General features: G+C 61.6%; 26 protein-coding genes. 11 read left to right on the top strand and 15 right to left on the bottom strand.

Annotated elements, in window-relative coordinates; all coding sequences use genetic code 11:
- Nucleotides 1–30 precede the first annotated feature (30 nt).
- On the top strand, nucleotides 31–864 hold the full coding sequence (locus A6U98_RS30265) for a cell wall hydrolase (protein WP_064654668.1): 834 nt from the start codon (nucleotides 31–33) through the stop codon (nucleotides 862–864).
- A 38-nt stretch (nucleotides 865–902) separates the two neighbouring features.
- On the opposite strand, the gene pepT is transcribed toward A6U98_RS30265, so the two are convergent.
- The 8 genes from pepT to A6U98_RS30225 form a co-directional block, all read right to left on the bottom strand.
- Entirely contained in the window at nucleotides 903–2,135 is a 1,233-nt protein-coding gene (gene pepT / locus A6U98_RS30260; RefSeq protein WP_064654666.1) for a peptidase T, read from the bottom strand.
- 103 nt (nucleotides 2,136–2,238) lie between these two features.
- Nucleotides 2,239–2,991 carry a metallophosphoesterase gene (locus tag A6U98_RS30255; protein WP_064654664.1) on the bottom strand — a complete coding sequence of 251 codons (753 nt, stop codon included), beginning with the start codon at nucleotides 2,989–2,991 and terminating at the stop codon, nucleotides 2,239–2,241.
- Nucleotides 2,992–3,061: 70 nt separating this feature from the next.
- On the bottom strand, nucleotides 3,062–4,120 hold the full coding sequence (gene ugpC / locus A6U98_RS30250; RefSeq protein ID WP_064654663.1) for a sn-glycerol-3-phosphate ABC transporter ATP-binding protein UgpC: 1,059 nt from the start codon (nucleotides 4,118–4,120) through the stop codon (nucleotides 3,062–3,064).
- Nucleotides 4,121–4,124: 4 nt separating this feature from the next.
- Entirely contained in the window at nucleotides 4,125–4,955 is an 831-nt protein-coding gene (locus tag A6U98_RS30245) for a carbohydrate ABC transporter permease (protein WP_064654662.1), read from the bottom strand.
- A 4-nt stretch (nucleotides 4,956–4,959) separates the two neighbouring features.
- Nucleotides 4,960–5,895: a sugar ABC transporter permease gene (locus tag A6U98_RS30240; protein WP_011655107.1), complete on the bottom strand. Its 936-nt coding sequence runs from the start codon at nucleotides 5,893–5,895 to the stop codon at nucleotides 4,960–4,962.
- Nucleotides 5,896–5,991: 96 nt separating this feature from the next.
- On the bottom strand, nucleotides 5,992–7,251 hold the full coding sequence (locus A6U98_RS30235) for a sugar ABC transporter substrate-binding protein (protein WP_003547731.1): 1,260 nt from the start codon (nucleotides 7,249–7,251) through the stop codon (nucleotides 5,992–5,994).
- Nucleotides 7,252–7,286: 35 nt separating this feature from the next.
- Complete coding sequence (locus tag A6U98_RS30230; protein ID WP_064654661.1) at nucleotides 7,287–8,459, bottom strand: PLP-dependent transferase; 1,173 nt, start codon at nucleotides 8,457–8,459, stop codon at nucleotides 7,287–7,289.
- The gene (locus A6U98_RS30225) at nucleotides 8,456–9,178 is read right to left on the bottom strand and encodes a FadR/GntR family transcriptional regulator (protein WP_064654659.1); all 723 of its coding nucleotides are present in this window, start codon (nucleotides 9,176–9,178) and stop codon (nucleotides 8,456–8,458) included. Before A6U98_RS30225 ends, A6U98_RS30230 begins: the two co-directional genes overlap by 4 nt.
- Before the next feature lie 379 nt (nucleotides 9,179–9,557).
- On the opposite strand from A6U98_RS30225, the gene A6U98_RS30220 reads away from it, so the two are divergent.
- The gene (locus tag A6U98_RS30220) at nucleotides 9,558–9,836 is read left to right on the top strand and encodes a hypothetical protein (protein ID WP_064654657.1); all 279 of its coding nucleotides are present in this window, start codon (nucleotides 9,558–9,560) and stop codon (nucleotides 9,834–9,836) included.
- Nucleotides 9,837–10,213: 377 nt separating this feature from the next.
- Entirely contained in the window at nucleotides 10,214–11,839 is a 1,626-nt protein-coding gene (locus A6U98_RS30215) for a carboxylesterase family protein (protein WP_064654655.1), read from the top strand.
- Between the two features lie 80 nt (nucleotides 11,840–11,919).
- On the opposite strand, the gene A6U98_RS30210 is transcribed toward A6U98_RS30215, so the two are convergent.
- Entirely contained in the window at nucleotides 11,920–12,750 is an 831-nt protein-coding gene (locus A6U98_RS30210) for an SDR family oxidoreductase (RefSeq protein ID WP_064655343.1), read from the bottom strand.
- A 109-nt stretch (nucleotides 12,751–12,859) separates the two neighbouring features.
- Between A6U98_RS30210 and A6U98_RS30205 the strand changes: the two genes are divergently transcribed.
- Nucleotides 12,860–13,765 (top strand): LysR family transcriptional regulator, encoded by a 906-nt coding sequence (locus A6U98_RS30205; RefSeq protein ID WP_064654653.1) that lies wholly within the window; start codon nucleotides 12,860–12,862, stop codon nucleotides 13,763–13,765.
- A 36-nt stretch (nucleotides 13,766–13,801) separates the two neighbouring features.
- Here A6U98_RS30205 and A6U98_RS30200 read toward each other — a convergent pair whose 3' ends face one another.
- From A6U98_RS30200 to A6U98_RS30190, 3 genes are all read right to left on the bottom strand, one after another.
- Nucleotides 13,802–14,692 (bottom strand): LysR substrate-binding domain-containing protein, encoded by an 891-nt coding sequence (locus A6U98_RS30200; RefSeq protein WP_064654651.1) that lies wholly within the window; start codon nucleotides 14,690–14,692, stop codon nucleotides 13,802–13,804.
- 210 nt (nucleotides 14,693–14,902) lie between these two features.
- Nucleotides 14,903–15,718, bottom strand: coding sequence for an endonuclease/exonuclease/phosphatase family protein (locus tag A6U98_RS30195; RefSeq protein WP_064655342.1), 816 nt, complete (start codon nucleotides 15,716–15,718; stop codon nucleotides 14,903–14,905).
- A gap of 93 nt (nucleotides 15,719–15,811) precedes the next feature.
- On the bottom strand, nucleotides 15,812–17,275 hold the full coding sequence (locus A6U98_RS30190; RefSeq protein WP_064655341.1) for a phosphatidylserine/phosphatidylglycerophosphate/cardiolipin synthase family protein: 1,464 nt from the start codon (nucleotides 17,273–17,275) through the stop codon (nucleotides 15,812–15,814).
- 164 nt (nucleotides 17,276–17,439) lie between these two features.
- On the opposite strand from A6U98_RS30190, the gene A6U98_RS30185 reads away from it, so the two are divergent.
- From A6U98_RS30185 to A6U98_RS30175, 4 genes are all read left to right on the top strand, one after another.
- Nucleotides 17,440–18,081: a UdgX family uracil-DNA binding protein gene (locus A6U98_RS30185; protein WP_064654649.1), complete on the top strand. Its 642-nt coding sequence runs from the start codon at nucleotides 17,440–17,442 to the stop codon at nucleotides 18,079–18,081.
- Between the two features lie 143 nt (nucleotides 18,082–18,224).
- Complete coding sequence (locus tag A6U98_RS30180; RefSeq protein WP_064654647.1) at nucleotides 18,225–18,479, top strand: DUF2934 domain-containing protein; 255 nt, start codon at nucleotides 18,225–18,227, stop codon at nucleotides 18,477–18,479.
- Between the two features lie 316 nt (nucleotides 18,480–18,795).
- A complete protein-coding gene (locus tag A6U98_RS37390) occupies nucleotides 18,796–18,969 on the top strand; it encodes a hypothetical protein (protein WP_164902857.1) in 174 nt (57 codons plus the stop codon).
- Between the two features lie 173 nt (nucleotides 18,970–19,142).
- On the top strand, nucleotides 19,143–21,860 hold the full coding sequence (locus tag A6U98_RS30175; protein WP_064654645.1) for a response regulator: 2,718 nt from the start codon (nucleotides 19,143–19,145) through the stop codon (nucleotides 21,858–21,860).
- Nucleotides 21,861–21,889: 29 nt separating this feature from the next.
- Here A6U98_RS30175 and A6U98_RS30170 read toward each other — a convergent pair whose 3' ends face one another.
- A complete protein-coding gene (locus A6U98_RS30170) occupies nucleotides 21,890–22,249 on the bottom strand; it encodes a hypothetical protein (RefSeq protein WP_064654642.1) in 360 nt (119 codons plus the stop codon).
- 162 nt (nucleotides 22,250–22,411) lie between these two features.
- Here A6U98_RS30170 and A6U98_RS30165 point away from each other — a divergent pair, with 162 nt between their 5' ends.
- The 3 genes from A6U98_RS30165 to A6U98_RS30155 are packed head-to-tail and all read left to right on the top strand — an operon-like array spanning nucleotide 22,412 to nucleotide 23,808.
- Nucleotides 22,412–22,726, top strand: a complete 315-nt coding sequence (locus tag A6U98_RS30165) for a hypothetical protein (protein WP_064654640.1) — start codon at nucleotides 22,412–22,414, stop codon at nucleotides 22,724–22,726.
- A 53-nt stretch (nucleotides 22,727–22,779) separates the two neighbouring features.
- The gene (locus A6U98_RS30160) at nucleotides 22,780–23,070 is read left to right on the top strand and encodes a DUF3175 domain-containing protein (protein ID WP_064654638.1); all 291 of its coding nucleotides are present in this window, start codon (nucleotides 22,780–22,782) and stop codon (nucleotides 23,068–23,070) included.
- A gap of 6 nt (nucleotides 23,071–23,076) precedes the next feature.
- Nucleotides 23,077–23,808, top strand: coding sequence for a glutathione S-transferase (locus A6U98_RS30155; RefSeq protein WP_064654636.1), 732 nt, complete (start codon nucleotides 23,077–23,079; stop codon nucleotides 23,806–23,808).
- A 70-nt stretch (nucleotides 23,809–23,878) separates the two neighbouring features.
- On the opposite strand, the gene ligD is transcribed toward A6U98_RS30155, so the two are convergent.
- Both ligD and A6U98_RS30145 read right to left on the bottom strand, forming a co-directional pair.
- Nucleotides 23,879–24,757, bottom strand: coding sequence for a non-homologous end-joining DNA ligase (gene ligD / locus A6U98_RS30150; protein WP_064654634.1), 879 nt, complete (start codon nucleotides 24,755–24,757; stop codon nucleotides 23,879–23,881).
- Nucleotides 24,754–25,761: a DNA topoisomerase IB gene (locus tag A6U98_RS30145; RefSeq protein ID WP_064654632.1), complete on the bottom strand. Its 1,008-nt coding sequence runs from the start codon at nucleotides 25,759–25,761 to the stop codon at nucleotides 24,754–24,756. The genes ligD and A6U98_RS30145 overlap by 4 nt, the downstream gene beginning before the upstream one ends.
- Between the last annotated feature and the right edge of the window lie 12 nt (nucleotides 25,762–25,773).

Below are 25,773 nucleotides of genomic sequence, written 5' to 3'. Positions count from 1 at the left end.
CTGGACTAATCCCATAGGAGGCACCTGGCGTTGAGGGCGGAGATTTCCTTTGGAAAATCCCTGATCGGGATTTTGTTCGTAGGACTGGCGGCTGCAAGCTGCACGACGACATCGAAACCGGCGGCAACGGCGGCGAACACCAAGAAGCAGGGTCAACCGGCAAAAGTCACGTTCAATTACACGGCGAAGGATCGCGACTGCCTGCAGCGCGCGATGTATTTCGAATCGCAGCATTCGGACAAGGACGGCTACATGGCTGTCGGTACCGTTGTCATGAACCGGCTCACCTCCGGCGCCTATCCCCCTTCCATCTGCGGCGTCGTCGCCCAGAAAAGGCAATTTGCGCCCGGCGTGATGACGCGCGAAGTCAAGCCGCAGGCCGAAACCGAACTTGCCAGCGCGGCCGATGCGATCCTCATTAAGGGCGCCCGCCATCCCGCGGTGAAGGACGCGATGTTCTTCCACACCAATGGGCTGAAATTCCCCTACGACAACATGCACTATGTGACGGTCGCCGGCGGCAACGCTTTCTACGAGAAGCGCGACTCCAACGGCATGCTTCAAACGCCGCCGCCGCTGCCCTCCTACGAGGTGGCGATGAACTACGTGCCCGGCGAAAGCATGCTGCCGCCGCAATTCGAGGCCCTGATACCCTCGGCGGTTCCCGTTCCTCTGCCGGCTCCAGACCCCATGGCGACGGCGAGCACGGGGCAGATGCGGATCACCGCGCCGGTGACCGCGCCGGAAACATCGCCGGTAACATCGGTCGAGCCCGAGCCGGGAATGCCGATCGCGATCCCGACGCCCCGGCCCGCCTACGACAGCGTGATGCTGCGTGACGGCCTTCCTGCGAACGGCGGTTAATCAATCGCCCTTCCTGTGTGAATTAGATGGAAGCGCGCCTAGGCGCGCTCTTCCCAGACCTTCGCCAGTTCCACGATCGTTTCGACGGCCTTTTCCATATCTTGGCGGCTTACCCATTCGAGTGGCGAGTGGAAAGCATGGCCGCCGGCGAAGATGTTCGGGCACGGCAGTCCCATGAAGGAAAGACGCGAGCCATCCGTGCCGCCGCGGATGCTGCCGCGCACTGGCGTCATGCCGGCCCGGCGCACCGCCTCGATGGCGTTGTCGACGATCTCCGGGTGACGATCGAGCACCACCTTCATGTTGCGATACTGCTCCTTCACCTCGAAATGATAGGTCGAGCCGGGATAGCCAGCCATCACCTCCTTGACGATGGCTTCGAGCATCTCCTCCTTTTCCGTCAGCCCCTTGTCGGTGAAATCACGGATGATGAGGCTCACTGACGCCTTCTCCATCGAGCCGGTCACGCCGGTCGGATGGACGAAGCCCTGCTGGCCTTCGGTGGTCTCGGGCGCAAGATCCCTCGGCAGCCGATCGATGATCGCGCCGGCGATCTTGATGGCGTTTTCCATGCGGTCCTTGGCGAAACCGGGATGGATCGCCACACCTGATATGCTGATCTCGACGCCGTCGGCCGAGAAGGTCTCATCCTCGATGTGGCCGGCCGTCTCGCCATCCATCGTATAGGCGAAGTCGGCACCGAGTTTCTTCAGGTCGACCTTGTTGACGCCGCGCCCGACTTCCTCGTCGGGCGTAAACAGGATCTTGATCGTCCCGTGCTTGATATCAGGATCGCCGACGAGCTTCGCAGCCGCGGTCATGATTTCGGCTAGTCCGGCCTTGTCGTCGGCGCCGAGCAATGTCGTTCCATCGGTCGTGACGATATCATTGCCGATCTGGTTTTGCAGTTCGGGATGATCACTGACGCGGATCACCCGGCCCGTGTCCCCGGCAAGCCTGATATCCCCGCCGGCATAGTTCCTGATGATCTGCGGCTTGACATTGGTGCCGCTGAAATCGGGCGCCGTATCCATATGCGAGCAGAAACAGATGACCGGTACCGTCTTGTCGCTATTGGCCGGAATGGTCGCGTAGACATAGCCGTATTCATCGAGATGCGCGTCGGCAAGACCGATCTTCAGCAGTTCATCGACCAGAACCCGGCCGAGATCCTTCTGCTTGCCGGTGGTGGGCTGCGTCGACGAGGCAGGGTCTGATTGCGTGTCGATAACGACATAACGGAGAAAGCGGTCGAGAACGGTGTCGGTCATGGCATCCAATCCAGCAAAATCACACGGACGATATAGCCCTCATGGGCGATGCGGCAAAAGATTTTTCCGCGCGCAGCACGTGAGGAATGACCGTGCAATCCTTTCATGCGCCCCTGTCGGATGCCGGAACCGAGACCACGTGCGAAACCAGCCTGCCGTCGCTGACCTCATGCATGAGAAAGGACGGAGCGTCGATCACCGAAAGATCGGGCCGGCCTTCCAGCAGAAGCGGATTGGGCGGGCAGAGGGAGCCGCAGGTCTGGACAGGGATCGATCCCAACCGACCAAACGCGGGGCGGTGGACATGGCCGCACAGAATCGCCAGCGGCAGCCTGTGCATCGTCTCGAGGCTGCAGAGAAGCGCACTGCCGTTCCTGCATCCGACCTGGTCCAGCGCCTCGATGCCAATCCTGAATGGCGGCTGATGCATGAACAGAAGGGAGGGCGTCGTCACGTCGGCAAGCACGCTCATCAGCCACGGCAGATGCGGCAGGACGTCGCCGTAGCTTTGACCGGCGACGGTCAGATCGACTCCGAAGAGAGTCAGCCCATCGACGGCTGTCCGGAAGTGCATAGGTCCCGTCGGGTTGATCCACGTGCCAACGGCGGCAAGTTCGGACCGCATCAATCGCACATCGTCACCGTTGCCCGGCAACAGGTGGACAGGGCAGTCCAGCGACCGCAGGCTTTCGGCGACCAGGCGATAGCCTTGCCGCCATCCGTCGTCCACCAGATCTCCGGTGACAACAAGCGCATCCGGGCGGAACGTCCTCAGCCAGCCGATCGCTTGCTCCAGCGTCTGGAGCGATGAAAGGTCCGGCCTCGCATGGATATCGGATATCTGCGCGACGAGCATATCGAACCTCCCATCTCTGCCGGAGACAGTATGCCGAAACCGACAGCATCGGGCTACCGGCCTTAACTGTTCAATCGACGCGTTTTCCCTCACCGTCGAACACATGCAGATACTGGGCTGGGAAGGCTACATTAACCTTCGGACCTGCCTTCAGCGCGTCGCGGTTCAGCGTGAAGATCTTGAACGGCAGGCCATGCAGGGCAAGGTGCAGGATGATGCCGAAGCCTGTGGGTTCGACGAGTTCCACATCCGCGGCAAGCCCCGCCCCGCCGTCGCTCATCAGCACATGCTCCGGGCGGATGCCGAGCGTCACCTTTGCGCCGTCGACAAGCGGCAAAGGCTTTGCAAGCGGCACGATCGTGCCGTCCTTCAGCTTCACGCCGCCGGCATCATAGCTGGCCTCGAGGAAATTCATCCCCGGCGAGCCGATGAAGCCGGCAACGAAGAGATTGGCGGGGTGGTCGTAAAGCTCCAGGGGACTGCCGACCTGCTGGACCACCCCGCCATGCATGGCGACGATCCGGTCCGCCAGCGTCATTGCCTCGATCTGGTCGTGGGTCACGTAGATCGAGGTCGCCTTCAGGTCGCCATGCAGTTTCTTGATTTCGGCGCGCATCTGTTCGCGCAGGCGCGCATCGAGGTTGGACAGCGGTTCGTCGAACAGGAAGGCTTTCGGCTGGCGCACGATGGCGCGACCCATGGCGACGCGCTGTCGCTGGCCGCCGGAAAGCGCCTTCGGCCTGCGTTCGAGCAAAGGGTCGAGGCCGAGCTTGGCGGCGGCTGCCGCGACCGCGCTCGCAATCTTCTCCTTCGCCACCTTCCGCAGCCTGAGGCTGTAGCTCATATTGCCGGCGACGTTCATATGCGGATAGAGCGCATAGGACTGGAACACCATGGCAATGTCGCGATCCTTGGGATGCAGCTCGTTGACCCTATTGCCGGCGATGCGGATCTCACCTGATGTGACCTCCTCCAGCCCGGCGATCATGCGCAGCAGCGTGGACTTGCCGCAGCCGGACGGGCCGACGAGCACGACGAATTCGCCGTCCCGGATTTCCAGGTTGACGCCGTGCAACACCTGCACATGGCCATAGGCTTTGCGGATATTCTGGATATCGATCGATGCCATTTGTTTAACCCTTGACCGCGCCGGCCGTCAGGCCCTGAACGAGATAGCGCTGGATAAGCAGGAAGAAGAGGCCGGCCGGAATGAGCGCCATGACGCCCGCCGCCATCATCTGCCCGAAGTCCACCGAGAATTTCGAAACGAAGGTGAGAAGGCCGACCGGGAAGGTCGCCGCGTCATTGCCGTTGATCAGCATCAGCGCGAAGAGCAGCTCGCTCCAGGCGGCGGTGAAGACGAAGCCGAGTGTGGCGGCGATGCCCGGCAGCGTCAGCGGCAGGATGATCTGGCGAAACGCTGTGAACTGCGTCGCCCCGTCGATCTTCGCCGCCTCTTCGAGATCCCTCGGAATGCCGTCGAAGAAGGACTGCATCAGGAAGGTGGCGAAAGGCACGTTGAAGGCGGTGTAGACGATGACGAGCCCGGTCAGGCTGTTGGTCAGATGCAGCGGCGACAGGATCTTGAAGATCGGCGCCACCAGCATGACCAGCGGGAACATCTGGGTCAGCAGCATCAGGGCGACGATCCAGTATTTTGCCCGAAAATTGAACCGCGACAGCGCGTAGCCGGACAGCGAGGCGCAGATCGTCACGGTGACGGCCGTCGAGGCCGAGACGATCAGGCTGTTCTTGAAGAAGGTCGGAAACGCGCTGTGGCGCAGCACGAAGGCATAGTGATCCCATGTCGTGCGCGACGGCCACATGCGCACGCCCTCGCTATAGAGCAGGTCGTTCGGCGTCACCGACACCTTGAGCAGCCAGAACAGCGGAAAGAGCGCGAAGGCGATGTAGCAAAGGATCGCCAGGCGGTGTGCGATGGTGGGGATGGCGGATCGTCTCATGATCTCAATCCTTGTTCAGCAGCGTCTGCCGGAGCAGGATGATCAGCATCGAATAGGCAAGCAGCAGCACGAGCAGCACCAGCGCGATCGCCGAGGCATAACCGAAATCGAGCCGCCTGAAGGCTGTCGTGAAGATATAGCTGGCGACGATCTGCGTCCGGTCGGCCGGCCCGCCATTGGTCATGACGACGATGAGATCGGCGAAATTGGAAATCCACACGGTGCGCAGCAGCACGGTGATGGCGATCGTCGGCGCCAGAAACGGCAGGGTGATCGAGCGGAAGCGCTGGAACCAGCCGGCGCCGTCGATCGATGCTGCCTCATAGAGATCGCGCGGGATCGCCTGCAGCGCCGCAAGCAAAGTGATGGCGAAGAAGGGAATGCCCCACCAGACATTGGCAACGATCGGTCCCCACATCGCATAATTGGGATCGGAGAGGATATTGCCCGGCTCATGCATCAGCCCGAGGGCGAAAAGCCAGTGCGGGATAGGACCGATGACGGGATTGAACAACCAGGCCCAGTTGAGGCCGGCGAGAAAGGACGGCACGGCCCAGGGCAGGAAGACCAGCGCCTGCGCGATCGCCCTGCCCTTGAACGGCTTGTCGAGCAGAAGCGCCAGGATCAGCCCGAAAACGAACTGCAGGACGACGGAAGCGCCCGTCCACCAGAGCGTGTTCCTCAGCGCCCCGTAGAAGGCGGCATCGCCGGCAAGCTCGCGGAAATGATCGAGCCCGATGAAGCCGCCGGAAAACGGATTGAGCAGCTGGATATCGCGGAAGGCGTAGGAAATGCCGACCGTCAGCGGCACCAGCATCACTGCAATGATCAGGATCAGCGACGGTGCGCTGTAGAGATAGGGCTCCGAAGCGTCGGCAACGCGACGCAGCCATGGCCTGCGGTCGCGACGCATGTCGAGCGTATCGGCGGAAATGGTCATCAGCCAGAAGTTCCCATTCGCGGCGTTCAGGCGCCGTCTGTGTCATCAAAAAAGCGGCGGCGGCCTGTTCCGAGGCCGCCGCCGTCGATCCGTTGTTTATTTCTTGGCGAGGAACTTCTGCTGCGCCTTGGTGAGGTATTCGGCCCACTGGTCGGCCAGATCCTTCGCCGAGATATCGCCGAGCAATGCCTGCTGCGAGGTCTTGATCGCCAGCGAATCCTTGAAGAAGGCGAATTCCTCGAGATAGGTCGGCATGACTGTTGGCACCGTGTTCGGGTCGGCCAGTTCCTCAAACCAGCCCTTGAACTGGTCACCGGCATAGAAGGGATCCTTCTCGGCCGCCGTATAGGCCGGCAGGGCACCGATGCGCTTGTTCCACTCGATATTGCCTTCCGGCCCTTCGAGGGTGGCGATCAGCTTCCAGGAGAGGTCCTTGTTGCCGCTGGTCGTGAACATCGACCAGCCGCCATAGCCGATCGTCGGGAAGGACTTGCCGTCGGGGCCCTTCGGCAGCGGCATGACGCCGAAATCCTCCTTCTTCATGCGTTCGGCGATGGCGATCAGCGCATCCGGATCCTGATCGAGGAACGCGCAGGTGCCGGAATAGAAGCCGGCGACGACTTCGTTGAAGCCCCAGTTGACGCTATCCTTCGGCGCATAGCCCTTCTTGTAGAGATCGACCATCCATTCGATGCCCTTGGCCCAGCCGGGGCTGTTCATCGTCGAGGTACCGTCGTCGTTGAAATACTTGTTCGAGCCGGCCATCGAGGCGGCAAAGATCATCCAGCCGTTGAGGCCGCCCGCTCCGCCGCGCATGCAGTAGCCGTATTTGCCGGACAGTTTGGAAACTTTTTCCGAAGCGGCGGTGAATTCTTCCATCGTCTTCGGCGGCGCCGCGACGCCGGCTTCGGCAAGCAGCTTCTTGTTGTAGAACATCGCCCTGAGATAGAAGCCGTAGGGCAGCATGTAGGCGGTGTTCTTGACGTCGCGGCCAAGTTCCAGCGCGCGCGGCGTCAGCTCCTTGGTGTGCTCCCACTTTTCGAGGTAGGGCTCCAGGCTCTCGAGCATGCCGTTATTGGCATAGAGCGACAGCCAGGTATCGGGCATTTCCATCACATCGGGCACGTCTCCGGCCGACACCATGGTTGCGAACTTCTGGAACGCTTCGTTCCAGGGCAGCGAGATGATGTCGACCTTGGTGCCGGGATTGGCGGCTTCGAATTTGCCGACGATCGATTTCAGCGTTTCGGTGCGCTCCGGGCTGGTGATGACTTCGACAAGCTTGAGCGTGGTATCGGCAAAGGCCGTGCCCGCCATCATCGAAGCAAAGAGCGTCGAGATTATTAGTTTTTTCATGGCTCAGTTCCCCCTTGTTAGGTTTCTCTCGGGTTTCAGGATTGTGAGGCGGCGGCGAGCGCCTCCTCGATGTCTCTCCAAAGAGCCTCGGTTCCTTCGAGGCCGACATGGAGACGTACGGATCGCGCATGGATGCCGAAGGCATGTGCGGAATTTGGCTGTGCCTTCTGCTGAAGCACCACCTCGCCCGGTACGATCAGGCTTTCATGTCCACCCCAGCTTACGCCCAGTTTGAAGAGCTTGAGGTGGTCGGCGAAGGCTCGGATATCGACGCCCTCGCGGAAGATGAACGAAAACAGGCCCGAGGTGCCGTTGAGGCCGGCGGGCAGACGATTGGCAAGCCCCGGATGGCAGACCGTCTCCACCACGTCGAGCTTCTGCAGACGCCTGGCGATCTCGAGGCCGGATGCCTCATGGGCCCGCATGCGCAGCGGCAGCGTGCGCAACCCGCGGATCAGGAGCCAGGCGTCGAACGGCGAAAGTTTGCCGCCGAGATAAGGATAGGCCTCAGCCTTGACGCGCGCAATCATCGCCTTCGAGCCGGCGATGACGCCCGCCACCACATCGCTGTGGCCACCGAGATATTTCGAGGCCGAATGAATGACGAGGTCGACGCCAAGCGTCAGCGGCCGCTGGAAGAACGGGCTCGCCCAGCTGTTGTCGATAATCGAGACGACGCCCTGTTGTCTGGCGAGTGCTGCGAGCGCGCCGACATCGTGCGCCTCCATCACCCAGCTCGTTGGGCTTTCCATGTAGAAGAGCTTGGCGCCGGGCAGCGCCTTGGCGACCGCTTCCTCGTCGCGCCCGTCGACATAGGTCACCTCGATCTTCATCCGCTTCAGGATGGTGCCGAACAGGCGGAAGGCATCGGGATAGACATGTTTGACGGCAACGATGCGGTCGCCCGGCTCGACAAAGCTTAAGACAGCCGACGAGATCGCCGCCATGCCGCTGGCAAAGCCCAGCGCATCCTCGGCACCTTCGAGCTTGGCGAGCATTTCCTCGAAGGCACGTACCGTCGGGTTCAGGCCGCGCGTATAGATCGGCCGCACCTTCTCGCCGCGGTAGGAGGCGATCATGTCGTCATAATCGGAAAAGGTGAAAAGCGAGGTCTGGAAAATCGGCGGCACGACGGCGTCGGCGAAGTTGCCTTCGTCATGCGCGGTGATGAGGGAAGCAAGATCGAACGGTTCAGAGCCGTTGCTCATTTGGACATTTCCTTGATGTCTTCCTCGACGATATCGAGAATTTTCAATGTTTCGGCGCGCGCCGCCTCGGGGTCCCCGGCAGCGATCGCGTTGAAAAGCGTGCGGTGAAAGGGAAAGGACCGGCGCGCGAAATCCTGCCGGTCGAAGGGATGCTCCCAGAAGCGCTCGAAGGTCTCACGCATCTGCTCGAGAAGCTGGCGAAACAGCGGATTGTGGGTGGCGTCGTAGACGGCGAGATGGAAGGCCAGATCCTCCGGCCCGGAGGTGCCTTTCTCCAGGTGCACCCGCTCCATCGCGTCCAGCTTTTCCTCGATGACGACGAGGTCCTTTTCGGTGCGTCGCCGGGCCGCGACCATGCCCGCCTCGCATTCGATGCCGCGGCGAACCTCCAGCGTCTGCAGCAGCACGTCGCGCAGATGAACCGTGTCAAAAGACAGCGGCATGTGGATCGTCGCCCTGGAAACCGGCTTCAGCAGATAGGTGCCGCTGCCCTTTCGCGTCTCGATGACACCGAGCGCCTGGAAATGGCGTATCGCCTCGCGAATGGTCGAACGACCGACCATAAGGGCCGCCATCAGCTCGCGCTCGGCCGGCAGCCGATCGCCCGCCTTCAACCTGGCTTCTTCAACATAATCCGCCAGTGCGTCGGTCACCTGACGCGCGCGGTCCATGACCGGAAGCGGCCGGATCACCGGCCTGTCGCTGCTATTTGCCTTCATGGTTCCCCATTTTCTTATCAGGCAGTCAGACCTTGAAATTGGTCTGACATCTTAGCATTTCTCAAAGATGGAAAGGCGTCAAGGGGTGTTTGTTGGTAGTTAGTCGGCCAGCTCCAAAATTCCTTTTCCACCTCCGAAATGGTCTCAAAGCACCTGACCGATCTCCCCCTATCGGTTACGAAAAAACCTCACGCCAAGTGGCTGGTCTACCGGACAGCGCCGTCGTCGAAGTATCTTTGATATCCGGACCGCGGATGCAGACGAACCGGCGCCAGGGGATGTGTCAGTCCCCGAGGCGGCACCCGGCGACTTACCGCAGAGACGCCGTGGAACCGGCTCTCTCTTCAGGTGTTCCTCTCGATCAGCAGGGAGCTTTCAAATGACCTACGTCGCATCGCCAAGCTACGACCGTAACGACGCCAGCCGAGCTTCGAACCTTCGTCAGTGTCTCGAGACCGCCAGACGGCGTCTTGATGAGATTTCGCACAACTCGGAAACCGAGAAAATCGAAACGCTCGTGGCTTCCGCCATCGAGGCGGGTTGGGAAGAGGATGAAGTGCGCGAGGCACTGAGCGCCGGCGACGAGCAAGGAAACAAGATGCCGAAGCAGGAACCACCCGTCCCAACGATCGGCGTGGTCCCTTCGTCATCTTTCTGACCAGTGGCGGACGCTAGCGCGGTCCGGGCAGCGGCGCAATTTCCACGTATCTCGCCGTCTAATCAGCTGTGTGGATAGTGTTGGCCAATCGTTACCACTAGGGCGCCGCACGGTATTCCGTCACGCGTGCTCAAGAAGCTCGACGTCTGGCAGGCCCAAAGCTCACAGAAACGGCCCGCCCGGCGCCGGATCTCCTGGTTCATTGGAGGCCGGTCGGCAAGAAGACCCGTCCAACCCTCCGGCGTGATCCTCTCTCCAGCAAACCATCTGACTGTGGCCTGACAATCGTCGGCACCGACCTAGTTAGTCACCGACGGCCGGGGATGGCGGCCGTCGGGCTTTTGAAGACTCGAAATCAACGACAAGAGGATAAGTTGATGAAAAGGACGTTCCTATATTATTGCGCTTTGCTATCTGCGCTGGCGGCGATGACGCCTTCCATTGTCGCCGCGCCCGCTCTCGCTGAAGAGTTTGTTGCTTCGCAGAGCAAGACGGTCGTCGAAACCAACAAGGGAAGTCTGGTCGGCGCGCTCGACGATGGCATTTACAGCTATCTTGGTGTCCCCTATGCACATGCCGACCGCTTCATGCCGGCGGAAGAGGTGGCACCTTGGAAAGGCATCCGTCCCGCAGTCACCTATGGCGAGAACTGCTTCATCCCCCGCATGAAGGAAGTGGCCGGCGACGAACTCTTCAATCCGCACCGCTATCTGCCGATGAGCGAAGCCTGCCAGTTCCTGAACATCTGGACGCCAGCGATCAAGGACGGAAAAAAACGGCCGATCATGGTTTGGATCCACGGGGGCGGCTTCACCAATGGCTCCGGCATCGAACTGACCTCTTACGACGGCCATAATCTGAGTAAGGACGGCGATGTCGTCGTCGTCACCTTGAACCACCGGCTCAACGTGCTCGGCTTCCTCGATCTCTCCGCCTATGGCGAGAAATACAAACGGTCGGGTAACGCCAGCGTCACCGATCTCGTCGCTGCGCTGAAATGGGTCCATGACAATGCCGAAGCCTTTGGCGGCGATCCCGGTAATGTGACGATTTTCGGCCAGTCCGGCGGTGGCTACAAGGTGCGCGCCCTCATGGGGACACCTTCATCGAAGGGCCTCTTCCAGAAGGCCATCGTTCAGAGTGGCTCCCGGAGCGATTCCGTCGTCGATCAGGCATCCTCGCGGAAGGTGGCCGAACTGACGCTCGCCAATCTGGGTCTCAAGGCCGGCGAAATCGACAAGCTTGCCGAGGTCGACTACTACGATCTCCTTGCCGCGGCCGACAAGGCCATCAAAGACGCGACCGCCCAAGGCGCGAAGGATGCCCGCTATGCGCCCGTTCAGGATGGCGACTACATTCCGGCGAACCCTGTCGGGACACAGTGGGTCGACCAGGCCAAGGACATTCCCCTGATGGTCGGGAACACTCTCAACGAATTCGAGACAGTGATCAATCACAAGGCGGGCGAGCTTCTTGCCGACAACAAGAGCAACTGGGACGAAGACAAGTCTCAGGCCAAGCTGAAAGAGCGCTTCGGCGACAAGGCCGACGCGGTCGGCAAGACTTTCATGGCGGCCTACCCCGAGAAGAAAATCGCCGACGCCTATTTCCTGGATCTGCGCTTCCGGCCGGGGGCCATCCGTGATCTCGACCTGAAGGCGAAGCAAAACGGGGCTCCTGTCTACTCATACATGTTCGCCTACGAGTCACCGGTTCTGGATGGCATTGCCATGGCCTGGCATTGTGCGGAACTGCCCTACGTGTTTGCGAACGCCGCCCTGGTCAAGACGTCGACCGGCGGTGGCAGCGACGCGCTCGCGCTTTCCAGGAGGGTGAGCCAGGCCTGGGTCAACTTCGCGCGCAACGGCAAGCCGAGCGCCGAGGGCTTGCCCGACTGGCCGGCCTACACAACCGACAAGCCGGCGACCATGGTTCTCGACAAGGAGTCCCGCGTGGCAGTCGACCTCGATCGCAAGCTGCTGCAGGCAGCAGGCGCCCTCTAGCGCCGATTGCAGGATTGGACATACGGCGCCGGCCGACATCGACCCGGCCGGCGCCGGCAGCCACATTTGCTGGTCCCCGATCAGGCATCGACATCGGCTGAAACCGTCACCTCCTTGAAGGCGTCGAGCTCAGCCAACCGTTCGACCAGCGCCTTGCGGATCGAGGCATAACTGCCGGCGCCGAGCGCCAGCCGCTTCGGAGCCGAGCGTTGTTCGGCAGCCTCGATCATCGCCTGCGCCATCTTGACGGGGTCACCCTTGGCCTCGAACCTGCCGTCGGCGATGGCGCGGCGGATTTCGCCGGCCGGCGTCGCGTCATAGGCTTCCATCGGTTGCGGCGCGACCAGGCCGCGCCCGAAATCGGTCCGCGCCGGACCTGGCTCGGCGATGATGAATTCGATGCCGAAGGGGGCGACCTCCTGCGACACGGCTTCGATGAAGCCTTCGATGCCCCATTTGGTCGCGTGATAGAGGCTGAAATTCGGATAGGCGATCTGCCCGCCTTCCGAAGACACCTGCAGGATGCGGCCGCCGCCCTGCGCCCGCATATGCGGCAATGCTGCCCGGATCACCTGGATCGAGCCGATCAGGTTGGTATCGATCTGATGGCGGATCTGTTCGTCGCTCACCTCTTCGGCAGCACCGAACAGGCCGTAGCCGGCATTGCTGACGACGACGTCGATCCGGCCCATCGCTCCGAAAGCGGCGTCGACGACTGCGCGCACCGCCCCGTCATTGCTGACGTCAAGCGTTGTGATCCAGAGGTTCTCACCGTAATGCGACTTCAAATCGTCGAGCGCTTCGGGCCGGCGTACTGTTGCCGCGACGCGATCGCCACGCGCCAGGAGTTTTTCGGTCATGATGCGCCCGAAACCGGAGGAGGCGCCCGTTATCATCCATGTCTTTGCCATTGTCTTACCTTTCATGCCGCGGGATTGCGGCTGCTCTTGAAGGTAAAGATAGATGAGGCTATTCCTGCTTCCATCCGTCGAATGCTGCATGAGTTGGTGAATTTTAGCCATGAATTACAGGCCGACCCTTGCCGATCTGAGAGCCTTGTCTGCCATCGTCACCCATCGCAGTTTCCGCAAAGCCGCCGATGAGTTGGCTCTGTCGCCTTCGACGCTCAGCCACATGATGCGTTCGCTCGAAGCCAATATGGGCGTTCGGCTTCTCAATCGGACGACTCGCAGCGTCGCGGCGACGGAAGCCGGTGAGCGCCTCGTCACCCGTCTGACGCCACTGTTCAGGGATTTCGATCTGGCGCTCGAGGAGGTCAACGAATTCCGTGGCCACCCCAGCGGCACATTGCGGATCAACACCAGCGAGATCGCCGCGCGGGTGCTGCTCGATGCCGCCGTGCCGACCTTTCTCACACGCTATCCCGACATGTCGCTCGATCTCGTCACCGACAATCGGCTCGTCGATGTCGTTGCCGACGGTTTCGATGCCGGCATAAGGCTTCGCGAGGCGGTGCCGCTCGACATGATCGCGGTGGAATTCGGCGGCGATACCCGCTTTGTCGCCGTCGCTTCGCCGGTCTATCTCGCAGCGCATCCGGCACCGCAAACACCGGACGAACTAAAGACCCACGCCTGCATTCGCTTCCGGCTGCCAAGCGGCAAGCTCTTCCGCTGGGAGTTCGAAAAACACGGCCACGAGCTTGCCGTCGACGTTCCGGGCGTGCTGACGCTCGACCATGTCGAGCTGATGGCTCAGGCAGCGGCAAAAGGGCTCGGCATCGCCTATGTCTCGGATCGCACGGCCCGGCCGTTTCTCGAAAGCGGCGCGCTCGTCACCGTGCTGGACGACTGGTGCCCCGTAATTCCGGGCCTCTGTCTCTATTATCCCGGTCACCGCCACGTGCCGCAAGGTTTGCGGGCTTTCATCACGGTGCTGACCGAGGTCGAACGTCACGGTCGATAGGCCGCCTTGGCCGAGTTTTGCCGATATCGGCCGCCGTCAGAATGTTTCGATGCGGGAGCTGATCCAGCGAACAAAAAGTGAGGCAGGCGGGGCGAGCCGCCCAAAGCTGCGCGCGACCAGCCAGTAGGCGCCGTGGGCAACGGCAAGATCGGAGAGGCGAAGTAATCGGCCCGCCCTGATCTCTTCCTCGGCGAAGATATCATCCATCAGCGCTATGCCCTGCCCGCGCAGGACTGCCTGCATGACCAGCCCACCATCGGCATAGACCGGCCCGCGCGCGGTTTCCGGCATGGCGATGCCTGCCGCTTCGAACCAGCGGAACCAGACGTCGCGGCTCTCCTCATGCAACAGCGTATGACGGAGCATGTCTTCCGGACGGTCGATCGCAGGCCCTGCGTTGACCAGTGCAGGTGCCGCGACCGGCACCATCCTGACAGCGGCGAGATGCCCGCTCTCCGTCCTCGGCCAGGCGGTCACGCTGGCGCTGTGGCGGATGGCGATCTCGGCCTGCCCGCCCCGGAACTCGATCAGGCGTGAATCGGCGTCGATCGTCACGTCGATCTCAGGATGGCGTTCGCGAAACTCCGGCAGACGGGGAACGAGCCAGCACGCCGCGAAGGAAGGTTCCACGCTGATCGTCACCGCTGCCGTCGCCGGCCGGCTGCGGATTTCTTCCAGGCATTCGTCAATCCGGTCGAATGATAATGTCAGGATCGCCAGCAGCTTGTTGCCCGAGGCGGTCAGATGGACGCCGCGATGGCGGCGCTCGAAGAGCGCTTCACCAAGCAAGGTCTCCAACTCGCGGATCTGCCGGCTGACCGCCGCCTGCGAGATGAACAGCTCCTGCGCCGCCAGCGTGAAGCTCTCGAGACGGCCGGCGACCTCGAAACTCCGCAAAGCCGTCAATGGCAGACGTCCGCGCTTCATCCATAACCTCAAGTCATTCGAGGCCGACGATAAGCTCGTTTGAAGGCGGGAGGCAAGAGGCGGCAAATGATCGCGAAGGAGAGATATCGATGCGCAGGCGGATATTCGACATCATATTGAACGTCATCCGGCTGATGACGTTTCAGCCAGGTCTGAGTGAAGGCGCCGGCCGAAGTGACGACGGCGACAGCACCCATCGTCGCCATGACATCAGCCCGGCACCGGTTCAAGATCGATCAGCGCCTTGATCGGCAGGTGGTCGGAGGCGATACGCGCCAGTGGCGTATCATGCGCTTCCACCTGCGAGATGATCCCCTTGCGGTTGGCGATGATCCGGTCGAGCGCCAGAAGCGGCAGGCCGGCGGGGAAACTCGGGACGGCGGGCGGCAGCGGTCCGAAGGCGGATTGGAAGGTGTTGAGCGAAGACCGGTCGCCGAGCCGCCATTCGTTGAGGTCGCCGAGCAGGATGGTCGGCATCTCGTGCCTGTCGTTGATCAGTTCGACCAGCATGCGGGCCTGCTGGGCTCGGCTATGGCGCAGCAATCCGAAATGCGCGGCGATGATGCGCAGCACCCCGCCCTTCTCGAGTTCGATCTCGGCAACGAGCGCGCCGCGCGGCTCCAGCCCCGGCAGCTTGACCTGATGCACGTCATGCACCAGCCCCTTTTTGAAGAGCACGACATTGCCGTGCCAGCCATGCGCTTTCGCCATGCCGGCAACCGGCACCGCGATCAGTCCCGTCTCCCGCTCCAGCCGCCCGAGGTCGAGAATGCCGGTGCGCTCGCCGAAGCGCGTATCGGCCTCCTGCAGCGCGATCACATCGGCGCCGATTTCATGGATCACCCGGCTTGTGCGCTCCGGATCGAAGCGGCGGTCGGTTCCGATGCACTTGTGCACGTTGTAAGAGGCGATCAGCGTTCCGGCACTGCGTGGCCTTGCCTCCGTATAGGCTGCGTCGAGCCGCTTTTTCCTGCTCCTGATCGAGGCGAGAATGCTGGCGGGAAGGCTGTCTTTTCTGGCGTGCATCGGCAGGCGCACTTGTCCCGTTGATCGAAAAGGCTTGTCTCAGCAGTATAGGCAGGCAAGCCGAACTTGCCACGTCCGATCACAAAAAATCCTTCAGAGATAGGGCGACCCTAGCCATAGCACCTTCTCGAGCAGCCGCACCGCGAAGGGTCGCGCCTGAAGCCCCTCAAGCGTCACCGGCGTTGCCGTTTTCAGGGTTTCCTCGATGTGCTCGTCGATCTCGGCGGCGAAACCCTCGTTCAGCACTTCGAGATCGACCTCGAAATTCAGCCGCAGCGAGCGCGGGTCGAGATTGGAAGAGCCGACATAGGCCCAGGTGCCGTCGATCGTCAGCAGCTTCGAATGGCTGAAGCTGCCGGTCGAGCGCCAGATGCGGCAATAATTCTTGAGGATCTGGTCGAATTGCGCCGTCATCGCCCGGTCGACCAGCACGAGGTTGTTGACCGCAGGCACGACGATATCGACCTCGACGCCACGCCGCGCTGCCGTCACCAGGGCGCTGATGAGTTCGCGATCCGGCAGAAAATAGGGCGACATGATGCGGATCGACCGGCGCGCCACGGAAAAGGCGCCCATCAGCATCTTGTGGTTGGTCTCGACGCTGCGGTCCGGGCCGGAGGCGACGACGCGCATCAGGATGGGATCGCCGGGGCTGCGCTGCGGCGGTTCGATGCGCCAGGGCTCGTCGTTCAACAACTCCTGCGTGGAGAAGCGCCAGTCTTCGGCGGCGAGATCGAAGAGGTCGGCGACGACAGGGCCGGTGACGCTGAAATGCGTGTCGTGGGCAAAGCTCTCGCCCATCGCCTCCTCGCTGAAGCCCGCCCTGATGTTCATTCCGCCCGTCAGCGCAATTTTCCCGTCGACGATCAGAATCTTGCGGTGGGTGCGCAGATTGGCATAGGGCAGCCGCAAGCCCATGATGACATTACCGTTGAAGACGGCAACCGTGACGCCGCCTTCCCTCAGATGGCCAAGAATGCTCGGCACCGAATAACGCGCGCCGACAGCGTCGATCAGCACCCGGACCTCCACACCCCGCCTGACCGCCGCAATCAGCGCATCGGCGATGCGAAGGCCGATCGCATCGCGGTCGAAAATATAGGTCTCGAGCAGGATGCTGCGCGTCGCCTCGTCGATGCTTGATTTCATCGCCGCATAGGCCTCGTCGCCGGTCTCCAGCATGTCGATCGTATTGCCTGAGGTCAGCGGATTGCGCGTCACCCGGTCGCCCAGCGTCTGCAGTGCCGCGAAGCGGCGGCCGAACTGGCTGATCACCGTCTCGGCCTCGGCGTCGAAGGTCTCCAACTCGTCGAATTCGGCAGCAAGCAGCAGCGCGTCGCGGCGGACGCTCAACGATTTGCGGCGGATGCGGTTGATGCCGGCAATCGCATAGAGTACCGCGCCGATGATCGGAGACAGGATGATGACGCCGACCCAGCCGATCGCGGCGCGCACCTCCTCCTTGGTCATGGCGGCATGGATCGCCGCCGCGGCCCCCATGGCGATCGAGACGACGAAGAGGATATGCGGCCAGTAGGTCGACAGGAGATAGAACATCGCTGGCGAATATAGCCGCGAAACGGCCGCGTTCAATCGCGCCGTCGCTCTCCCATGACGCGAAATTTTTCACCGTGACCGTTTTGCCGGCCCGGCGACGCCCGTTCAGCGCGGAACAATCCCCGCGCGGGTCGATTGATCCCGACGAGGTGAGGATCGCCATCATGAACATCGCCGCAAACATAGGTCCAGCATTGGCGCTCGACGTCGCGGACGGCGAAAGCATCGCTGAACTTCGGCATCAGGCCGATGGCTGTACCCGTTGTGATCTCTACAGGAATGCCACACAAATCGTCTTCGGCGAAGGCTCTGTGAAAGCCGAGATCGTCCTTGTCGGTGAGCAGCCGGGCGACCAGGAGGATCTGAGCGGCAGGCCGTTTGTCGGTCCGGCGGGTCGGCTGCTTGATCGCTGCCTCGAAGAGGCCGGTCTCGACCGTCGGCGATGCTATGTAACCAATGCCGTCAAGCACTTCAAGTTCACGCCGCGCGGCAAGCGGCGGCTGCATGCGAAACCGAATGCCGGCGAGATCAGGCGTTGCGCATGGTGGCTCGGCGCCGAGCTCAACATCCTGCAGCCGAAACTCGTCGTGACGCTCGGCGCAAGCGCGCTTTACGCGCTACTCGGGCCGAAAGTGAAGCTGACGCCGGAGCGCGGCCGTATCCTGCATCCGGAAAACCGTCCGCCTGTCCTGGTCACCATCCACCCCTCCTATCTCTTGCGCATCCGCGGCGAGGCGGACCAGCACCGGCAGCGCCGGGATTTCGTCTCAGATCTGCACAAGGCGGCGGAGTATCGGCCCCAATAGGGGGTCGATTCTCAACCCTAATATGCTGCAATGCGAAATATTTCCGGGTGCAGGGCGATTTCACTTGAAAGAGCCCACCTCCTCTGGAACCATCCAAGCAGTATCGCGTTCCGACGACGGCATCATTTGACTGGAGATCAGCGATGGCAGAAACTCGGGAAGAGTGGATCAAGAAACGTGCATACGCCCTCTGGGAAGAAGAGGGCTATCCGACAGGGCGAGAGTCCATCCATTGGGAACAGGCACGACACGAGCGCGAAGCGCTCGAAGGTTCTGCTGCGTCTTCCGACGGCAAGGAAGTCAAGCCTAAGGCGAAGCGCAGCGTGACGGGCAGCAAGACGAACGGCGTCGTCACACCGGCACCGAAGCGGACTGCGAGCCGCAAGACGGCGTCCTGAACACCAAATACCGAGCACGTCGATTAAAAAGGGCGTCGTCAAGACGCCCTTCGATCCTTTTTGTCATATGCCTGAATTAGTTGTGCTTTATGAATTTTTAGAGGTGGGGCTTCCATGCGGGGGTGAACAGAGGCCGGATGACGCTGCATGCTTTGAGCCTTCCGAAAAAAGTTGAACCTTCGCCCGATAACGGGGAACAAGAAGATACGACAACTGTTTATGGCGGAACGGGGAAGTTGCCATGAACGACGGTCATCCTGAAATCTTCCTTTTAGCCAGCAACCGCGCTTCGACCGCGATCGTGTGAGGGATGGAGATGTCGCTCCTCATCATCGCCGCGCTGCTCTACCTCGGTCTCGCGCTCGGGCTCATCCTTGTCGTCGACAATCTCGTCGGACTGGTTTTCCGCGATCCGCGCGCGCCGGTACAGCTGGTATCCGTCTATATAGGCCGCGCCTTCGCCGCGTCGCAAAAACTCTATCGAAAATAACCTCTCGGGCGGTGCCCGCAGATTGCTAAAAGCGTTGAACGCCCGGCAGTTAAGGATATTTCGACCGCGCCCTTTTCCTCCTATCGGAAGCCTCTATGTTGACGGTTTGGAAGGTTTGAACCCCGAGGCGACCGATCACACCGGTGCGGCGGACGACAAGGAAGCGATTTTGAATGGGAAGCGTCGGGAACGGCTGGCCGAAAGGCGGTGGCGAAATCGGCGAATTGATACGGCATCCGGCTTTCCACGCCGTCGGCCTCGGTCCGGTCGAAAGCTGGCCTGCGTCTCTCAAGCATATCGCCGAAATGGTGTTGAATTCCCGCCAGGCTAAATTCGTTGCCTGGGGTCCTGATCTCGCTTTTCTCTATAATGACGCCTATGTGCCGATTTTCTCCGAACGGCATCCCAATGCCCTCGGACGACCCTTCCGCGAGGTCTGGGCGGATATTTGGGAACAGTTCTCGCCGATCGTCGCCAGCACGCTGGAAGGCAGTTCGCAGCTTTTCAAAGAGCTGCTTATCCCGATGCGCCGCGACGGCCGTACCGAGGACACCTGGTTCACCTTCTCATATACGCCGCTGCGCGACGAGGACGGCAAGGTCGCCGGCATCCTCTGCGCGGCCCTTGATGTCACCGATCAGGTGTCGGCCAAGCGCGGCGAACAGATCGCGCTGGAAGAACTGCGCGCAAAATCCGAGGCGCTTGCTGTGGTCAACCAGGCGGGTGCCGCGATCACCGCCGAGCCCAGTGTCGACCGCCTCACCCAGATTGTCGTCGATGCCGGCGTGACGCTGACCGGCGCGGAATTCGGCGCCTTCTTCTATAATGTCGATGATGGCGAGGGCGGCAGCTACATGCTCTATGCGCTCTCCGGTGTCGATCGGAAGGCCTTCGAGAAATTCCCGATGCCGCGCAATACCAAGGTCTTCGCGCCAACTTTCAATGGCGAAGGCATCGTGCGCTCCGACGACATCCTGCTCGACCCGCGCTACGGGCAGAATGCGCCGCATGCAGGCATGCCGAAGGGGCATCTTCCGGTCAGGAGCTATCTTGCCGTGCCGGTGAAATCACGCGACGGCAGCGTCATCGGCGGCTTGTTCTTCGGTCACGGCCAGCCCGGCCGTTTTTCCCAAGCGGCCGAGGCGAGCCTCGTCAGCCTCGCCGGCCAATCGGCCGTCGCGATCGACAATATCCGGCTCTTCCGTGCCGCCAAGGTCGAAATCGGCCAGCGCCGCGACATGGAAGATCAGCTGCGGAAACTCAATGAAATGCTTGAGGTCCGAGTCGCGGCCGAGATCGCCGAACGCCAGCAGGCCGAAGCAGCGCTCCAGCAGTCGCAGAAGATGGAATCGATCGGTAAGCTCACCGGCGGAGTCGCCCATGACTTCAACAATCTGCTGCAGGTGATCTCAGGCAATCTGCAGCTTCTCGGCAAGGACGTGGCAGACAGCGGCCGAGGTAAGGAACGCATTTCCAACGCGCTTGCCGCCGTCGAACGCGGCTCGCGGCTGGCAAGCCAGCTGCTCGCCTTCGGCCGCCGCCAGCCGCTGGAACCGAAGGTCATCAACATCGGCCGTCTCGTCACCGGAATGGACGATATGCTGCGCCGCGCGCTCGGCGAGGAGATCGAGGTCGAGACCATGGTCTCCGGCGGCCTCTGGAACACCTTCGCCGATCCGACCCAGATCGAGAACGCACTGCTCAACCTCGCGATCAACTCCCGCGACGCGATGGATGGCGCCGGCAAGCTGACGATCGAGGTCGGCAACGCCTTCCTCGACGATTCCTACAGCCGCATCCATCCTGAAGTCACCGCCGGCCAATATGTGGTGCTCGCGGTGACCGATACCGGCGCCGGCATGACGCAGGAGGTGATGGAGCAAGCCTTCGAGCCCTTCTTCTCGACGAAACCGGAAGGCAAGGGTACCGGTCTTGGCCTGTCGATGGTCTATGGCTTCGTCAAGCAATCCGGCGGCCACGTGAAGATCTACAGCGAGATCGGCGAAGGCACGACCGTCAAACTCTACCTGACCCGCTCGTTCCTAAGCGAGGATCGGGTCACCGCCGCCGACAGTGTACCGGCCGCCGGGGGCACGGAAACCATCCTTGTCGCCGAGGACGACGAGGGCGTACGCGTCACGGTCGTCGAGATGCTCTCGGATCTCGGCTACTACGTGTTGAAGGCCAAGGACGCGCAAAGCGCGCTCACCGTGATCGAGAGCGGCGCCCATATCGACCTGCTCTTTACCGATGTCGTCATGCCCGGGCCGCTGCGAAGCCCGGAGCTTGCGCGCATGGCGCGCGAGCGTCTGCCTGACATCGCCGTGCTCTATACATCGGGCTATACCGAAAATTCGATTGTCCATGGCGGCCGGCTCGATCCCGGTCTCGAGCTGCTCTCCAAGCCCTATACGCGCGAGGAACTCGCCCGCAAGATCCGCCACGTGCTTGCTATCAGGCCGCAACGCCGCCAAGGGGCGGGCGATGCCGCGGTGGCCGTTTCCAAACACCTGGAGATCGCCCATGAAAAGCTGAAGGTGCTGCTCGTGGAAGACGACGCCTTCATCCGCATGGATACCGCCGAGATCCTGAAGGATCTCGGCTATGATGTCATCGAGGCCGATAGTGGCGAAAGGGGCGTGGAAATCCTCGGACACACCATCGTCGACATCATCGTCGCCGATGTCGGCCTGCCCGGCATGTCAGGTCAGGTTTTTGCCGCCAGGGCCCGCGAGGCCTTTCCGTCGGTCGGGCTGGTCTTTGCCACCGGCAACAGCGGCCTGCCGGATGCAACTCGTCTCCCCGGCTCGGTGCTGCTGTCGAAACCTTTCAGCAGCGCAGCGCTCGACCAGGCGGTCAGAAGCGCCGTTCAACAACGGCCTGGCGCCTAGCCGGTCTCGGAAACACTGTAATTTTTGTCTTATGCGTCGGCACTGTCGAACTCGGGATATTTGCGCATCAGATCCACCTGGCTGGTGCAGCTGTCGTCGCGCGCCGTCAGTTCAATCGAAATCGTGTCGGCAGGATCGAGACGGCCGTCGTCGTGACGGCCGCCGCCATCGTGATAGACGGGAATGCGCGCGCCGCTCTGACTGACCAGCACCGCATCGCGTTCGAAGCCCCTCTCCAGCAGCCAGTCTCGCGGCGCCATCAGGCGAATGTCGACCTCATAGAAACGTCCCTTCCCTTGTTTGAGGCTGACGGTATAGGCGACCGGCGATACCTGGCCGTTCACGTCGATCGCACCGTTTCCATCGGCTTTGACGATGTGTTTTTCCATGTTCTCGGCTCCTTCCTATGTGCAGCTCATGTCAGCTTCTCCCATTCGAAACCTGGTAAAATCGGCTTTTGTTCCAAATCCGGGCCTTGCGGGCCACGACCGCAGCCGGAACTTTTGGGCGCCGTGCCGGTTCAATTCCTTTGCAAACCAGAGGAGGCTGAGATGCCGAAAGGTGACAAATCCGACTATACCGACAAGCAGAAGCGCAAGGCCGAGCACATCGAGGAGGGCTACGAGGATCGCGGCGTCTCCGAAAAGGAAGCCGAACGGCGCGCCTGGGCGACGGTCAACAAGGAAAGCGGCGGCGGCAACAAATCCGGTTCCGGCCGCGGCAAGAAGGATACGCATGAATCATCCGAAAAGGGCGGCCGCATCGGCGGCGCGGCATCCGCCGCACGCTCCAAGGAGCAACGGTCCGCTTCCGCGAAGAAGGCTGCCGCCACGCGCAAGCGCAACGAACACCACAGTCACCATTAACAGCTGCTGCGGCAAGCGGAGGCTTTCCGCCAGCCGCATAGGGAATTTGACCCATGACCAAATCGAAGAAGAAATGGTCGCAGGACGTCAGTGAACACAGCGATGCGATGGACCTGAAGGAAGGCGTGTTCAAATCGGACGATCCGAAGAAGATTGCCCGCTCCGTCAAACTCTCCGCAGAGGAGAGCGATCGTCGCAAGTCGAGCCCTTATCGCGCCGCCATGTCGATGCTGACCTTCTACATCAACCGCGCCGGCGACCAGCTGACAAAAAAGCGGCGCGGAACCCTTGAAAAGGCCAAGGACGAACTGCGAAAAGACTTCGGTCGTCATCCGAAAGATTGAGCGCTCATGGCATACGAACTTTATTATTGGGACGGCATTCAGGGCCGCGGCGAATTCGTGCGGTTGGCGCTGGAAGAAGCCGGCGCCGACTACATCGACATCACCCGCCAGTCCGGCCGTGGGCGTGGTACCGGCGCCATGATCGACATCATGGAGAGTGAAAGCGAACCGCACATTCCTTTCGCGCCGCCCTTCCTGAAAGACGGCGACCTCATCATCCCCCATGTCGCCAACATATTATTTTACCTCGGTCCGAAGCTCGGCCTTGCGCCTGAAGACGAAGGCCTTCGCCACGTCGTCAACGGCCTGCAGCTGACCGTCACCGATTTTGTCGCCGAAGCGCACGATACGCACCACCCGATCGACATGTCGCTCTATTACGAGGACCAGAAGCAAGAGGCAAAAGCCCGCTCGGCCGCCTTCATCCGCGACCGCATTCCAAAATTCCTCGGCTATTTCGAGCGGGTGCTGCGGCATAACCCGAAAGGCGCCAAGCATATGGTCGGCGATGCGCTCACCTATGTCGACCTCTCGCTCTTCCAGGTGATCGCCGGACTGACCTATGCCTTTCCGAAGGCCATGACGAAGCGCAAAGCAGAATATCCCGCCCTGCTGGCGCTGCATGGTGCGGTGGCGAAGCGTCCGAACATCGCCCGCTATCTCGCCTCCCCCCGCCGCCTTGCCTTCAACGAGGAAGGGATTTTCAGGCATTATCCTGAGCTCGACGGTGTGGAATGAGTTAAGAGTGACTCCAATAGCGCGAAGCGGTTTTGCCGGGAATTGCGGAAAAGCAAAGAGATGGGGCCGTTCATTCGAGCGGCACAGCCGCATCGAAGAAATTTCCCCACGGGTCTCTCGGCTGGGTCTCCAATCGCCGCGGCACGTTGGCGAGCGTGAAAGCGGCGGGACCGCTCACCTCGTTCAAATCAGCCCAATCCAGCGGCATGGAAACCGGCGCACCCGATCGTGCTCGCGTCGAATAGGCCGCGACCGCCGTATTACCGCGGCCGTTGCGGAGATAATCGATGTAGATATGGCCACTGCGTTTTGCCTTCGTCGCGGTTGCCAGATATTTGTCCGGCGCGTCAGCCGACATGCTTTCGGCCAGCGAATGGGCAAAATCCTTCACCTCGCTCCAGCCGGCCATCGGCGCAAGCGGCGTTACCACATGCAGCCCCTTGCCGCCTGAGGTCTTGACGAAGGCAGCCAGGCCACGAGCTTCCAGCCGTGCCTTCAATTCAAGCGCTGCTGTTATCACCGCGCTCCAGGCGACGTCCTCGCCTGGATCGAGGTCCATGGTGATCATATCGGGTTTTTCCCAATTGTCGGTCGTTACGCCCCAGGGGTGAATTTCGAGCACGGCTGACTGCACTAGCGCCACGAGACCGTTGAAATCGCCGATGCGCAACAGCTTTTCACCATCCGCATCCTGCGGGTCGGCGATCTCCTCGATATGCGAATTCATCCCCTTCCAGGCATGTTTCTGGAAAAACCGCTGGTGGCTTTTTATCCCGTCCGGCAGGCGCAGCAACGCCACAGGCCGGTTGACGACATAAGGCGCCATGAACGACCAGACGGCCGCGTAATAATCCGCCAGCGCCTGCTTGGTCACGCCCTCGTCCGGCCAGTAGAGCCGGTCGGGATGGGTCAAGGATACGTCCGACGCCGGCGGATGTCTGGGGCTCATTCTTCGATCTCGCGTGTGAGGAAATCAAGTAGCCTGTTTTCCTCGGCCCGCAAGCCCCGCAACGGCTCGTTGCCGCTCTCGATGAGCGGATGATCGTTGCCGGCGAGCGCGATGATCGCGGGATGGATATAGCTCGAGCGCGAGATCGCCGGTGTGTTGTGCAGCGCCTCGGCCGCGGCCTCCGACATCTGCTTTACCGTCGGCCGACCGCCGCCGAGGACCGTCTCGCGTGCCGCCCCGAAGGCCGCCAGCGATCCGGCCCAGGTGCGGAAGGTCTTCGCCGAAATTGGAACCCCCGATATCTCGGCCAGATAGGCGTTCAATCGGCCGGAATCGATTGGCTTCAGCGTCCCGCTTTCGTCCTTCCAGACGAAGAGCTGGCGGCCTGGCAGGTCGGCTATCTCCTCCAGGATCTTCTGCAGCCTGGGATGCTTGAGGCTGCGCTGGACGCGCTTGCCACCCTTGGCACGGAATTTCAGCTCGATCTGCCCGTCGACGATCTTCAGGTGGCGCTTCAGCAGCGTCGTTGCGCCATAAGTGCCGTTCTCCCTGACATAGGCCTGGTTGCCGACGCGTAGGTGCGCCTCGTCGAGCAGCGTCGTCAAGGCCGCGAGCACGCCGTTGACGTCTTCCGCACCGGTGTCGAGGTGGCGCAGCACGGTGCGGCGTATCCGAGGCAGCGCCCGGCCGAACGCGATCAGCTGATGGAATTTTCCGGCACTTCGGAAGGATTGCCATTCCTTGTGGTAGCGGTATTGCTTGCGCCCGCGCGCGTCGAAGCCCGTCGCCTGCAAATGGCCGTTGTCGTAGAGGCAGATCCAGACATTCTCATAGGCCGGCGGCAAACCGAGCGCGCCGATGCGCGCCCGCTGCAATTCGTCGGCAAGGGTCGTGCCATCAGGCATCACATAGCTGAAACCCTTGCCCTTCCTTCTCCTGCGGATGCCTGGTTCGGTATCGCTGACATAGACGAGACCAAGGTCGGTGATGGCTTCGGCATTCATGTTCTCTGCGAC

Source organism: Rhizobium sp. WYCCWR10014 (genome assembly GCF_001657485.1).
Lineage (GTDB): Bacteria > Pseudomonadota > Alphaproteobacteria > Rhizobiales > Rhizobiaceae > Rhizobium.
This window is presented reverse-complemented; position numbering and strand designations above follow the sequence as displayed.

What these genes read in the sequence shown, in the direction of transcription:
- pepT (WP_064654666.1), bottom strand. Translation starts at nt 2,135, where the DNA reads ATGACCGACACCGTTCTCGACCGCTTTCTCCGTTATGTCGTTATCGAC.
- A6U98_RS30255 (WP_064654664.1), bottom strand. Translation starts at nt 2,991, where the DNA reads ATGCTCGTCGCGCAGATATCCGATATCCATGCGAGGCCGGACCTTTCA.
- ugpC (WP_064654663.1), bottom strand. Translation starts at nt 4,120, where the DNA reads ATGGCATCGATCGATATCCAGAATATCCGCAAAGCCTATGGCCATGTG.
- A6U98_RS30245 (WP_064654662.1), bottom strand. Translation starts at nt 4,955, where the DNA reads ATGAGACGATCCGCCATCCCCACCATCGCACACCGCCTGGCGATCCTT.
- A6U98_RS30240 (WP_011655107.1), bottom strand. Translation starts at nt 5,895, where the DNA reads ATGACCATTTCCGCCGATACGCTCGACATGCGTCGCGACCGCAGGCCA.
- A6U98_RS30235 (WP_003547731.1), bottom strand. Translation starts at nt 7,251, where the DNA reads ATGAAAAAACTAATAATCTCGACGCTCTTTGCTTCGATGATGGCGGGC.
- A6U98_RS30230 (WP_064654661.1), bottom strand. Translation starts at nt 8,459, where the DNA reads ATGAGCAACGGCTCTGAACCGTTCGATCTTGCTTCCCTCATCACCGCG.
- A6U98_RS30225 (WP_064654659.1), bottom strand. Translation starts at nt 9,178, where the DNA reads ATGAAGGCAAATAGCAGCGACAGGCCGGTGATCCGGCCGCTTCCGGTC.
- A6U98_RS30220 (WP_064654657.1), top strand. Translation starts at nt 9,558, where the DNA reads ATGACCTACGTCGCATCGCCAAGCTACGACCGTAACGACGCCAGCCGA.
- A6U98_RS30215 (WP_064654655.1), top strand. Translation starts at nt 10,214, where the DNA reads ATGAAAAGGACGTTCCTATATTATTGCGCTTTGCTATCTGCGCTGGCG.
- A6U98_RS30210 (WP_064655343.1), bottom strand. Translation starts at nt 12,750, where the DNA reads ATGGCAAAGACATGGATGATAACGGGCGCCTCCTCCGGTTTCGGGCGC.
- A6U98_RS30205 (WP_064654653.1), top strand. Translation starts at nt 12,860, where the DNA reads ATGAATTACAGGCCGACCCTTGCCGATCTGAGAGCCTTGTCTGCCATC.
- A6U98_RS30200 (WP_064654651.1), bottom strand. Translation starts at nt 14,692, where the DNA reads ATGAAGCGCGGACGTCTGCCATTGACGGCTTTGCGGAGTTTCGAGGTC.
- A6U98_RS30195 (WP_064655342.1), bottom strand. Translation starts at nt 15,718, where the DNA reads ATGCACGCCAGAAAAGACAGCCTTCCCGCCAGCATTCTCGCCTCGATC.
- A6U98_RS30190 (WP_064655341.1), bottom strand. Translation starts at nt 17,275, where the DNA reads ATGTTCTATCTCCTGTCGACCTACTGGCCGCATATCCTCTTCGTCGTC.
- A6U98_RS30185 (WP_064654649.1), top strand. Translation starts at nt 17,440, where the DNA reads ATGAACATCGCCGCAAACATAGGTCCAGCATTGGCGCTCGACGTCGCG.
- A6U98_RS30180 (WP_064654647.1), top strand. Translation starts at nt 18,225, where the DNA reads ATGGCAGAAACTCGGGAAGAGTGGATCAAGAAACGTGCATACGCCCTC.
- A6U98_RS37390 (WP_164902857.1), top strand. Translation starts at nt 18,796, where the DNA reads ATGTCGCTCCTCATCATCGCCGCGCTGCTCTACCTCGGTCTCGCGCTC.
- A6U98_RS30175 (WP_064654645.1), top strand. Translation starts at nt 19,143, where the DNA reads ATGGGAAGCGTCGGGAACGGCTGGCCGAAAGGCGGTGGCGAAATCGGC.
- A6U98_RS30170 (WP_064654642.1), bottom strand. Translation starts at nt 22,249, where the DNA reads ATGGAAAAACACATCGTCAAAGCCGATGGAAACGGTGCGATCGACGTG.
- A6U98_RS30165 (WP_064654640.1), top strand. Translation starts at nt 22,412, where the DNA reads ATGCCGAAAGGTGACAAATCCGACTATACCGACAAGCAGAAGCGCAAG.
- A6U98_RS30160 (WP_064654638.1), top strand. Translation starts at nt 22,780, where the DNA reads ATGACCAAATCGAAGAAGAAATGGTCGCAGGACGTCAGTGAACACAGC.
- A6U98_RS30155 (WP_064654636.1), top strand. Translation starts at nt 23,077, where the DNA reads ATGGCATACGAACTTTATTATTGGGACGGCATTCAGGGCCGCGGCGAA.
- ligD (WP_064654634.1), bottom strand. Translation starts at nt 24,757, where the DNA reads ATGAGCCCCAGACATCCGCCGGCGTCGGACGTATCCTTGACCCATCCC.
- A6U98_RS30145 (WP_064654632.1), bottom strand. Translation starts at nt 25,761, where the DNA reads ATGAATGCCGAAGCCATCACCGACCTTGGTCTCGTCTATGTCAGCGAT.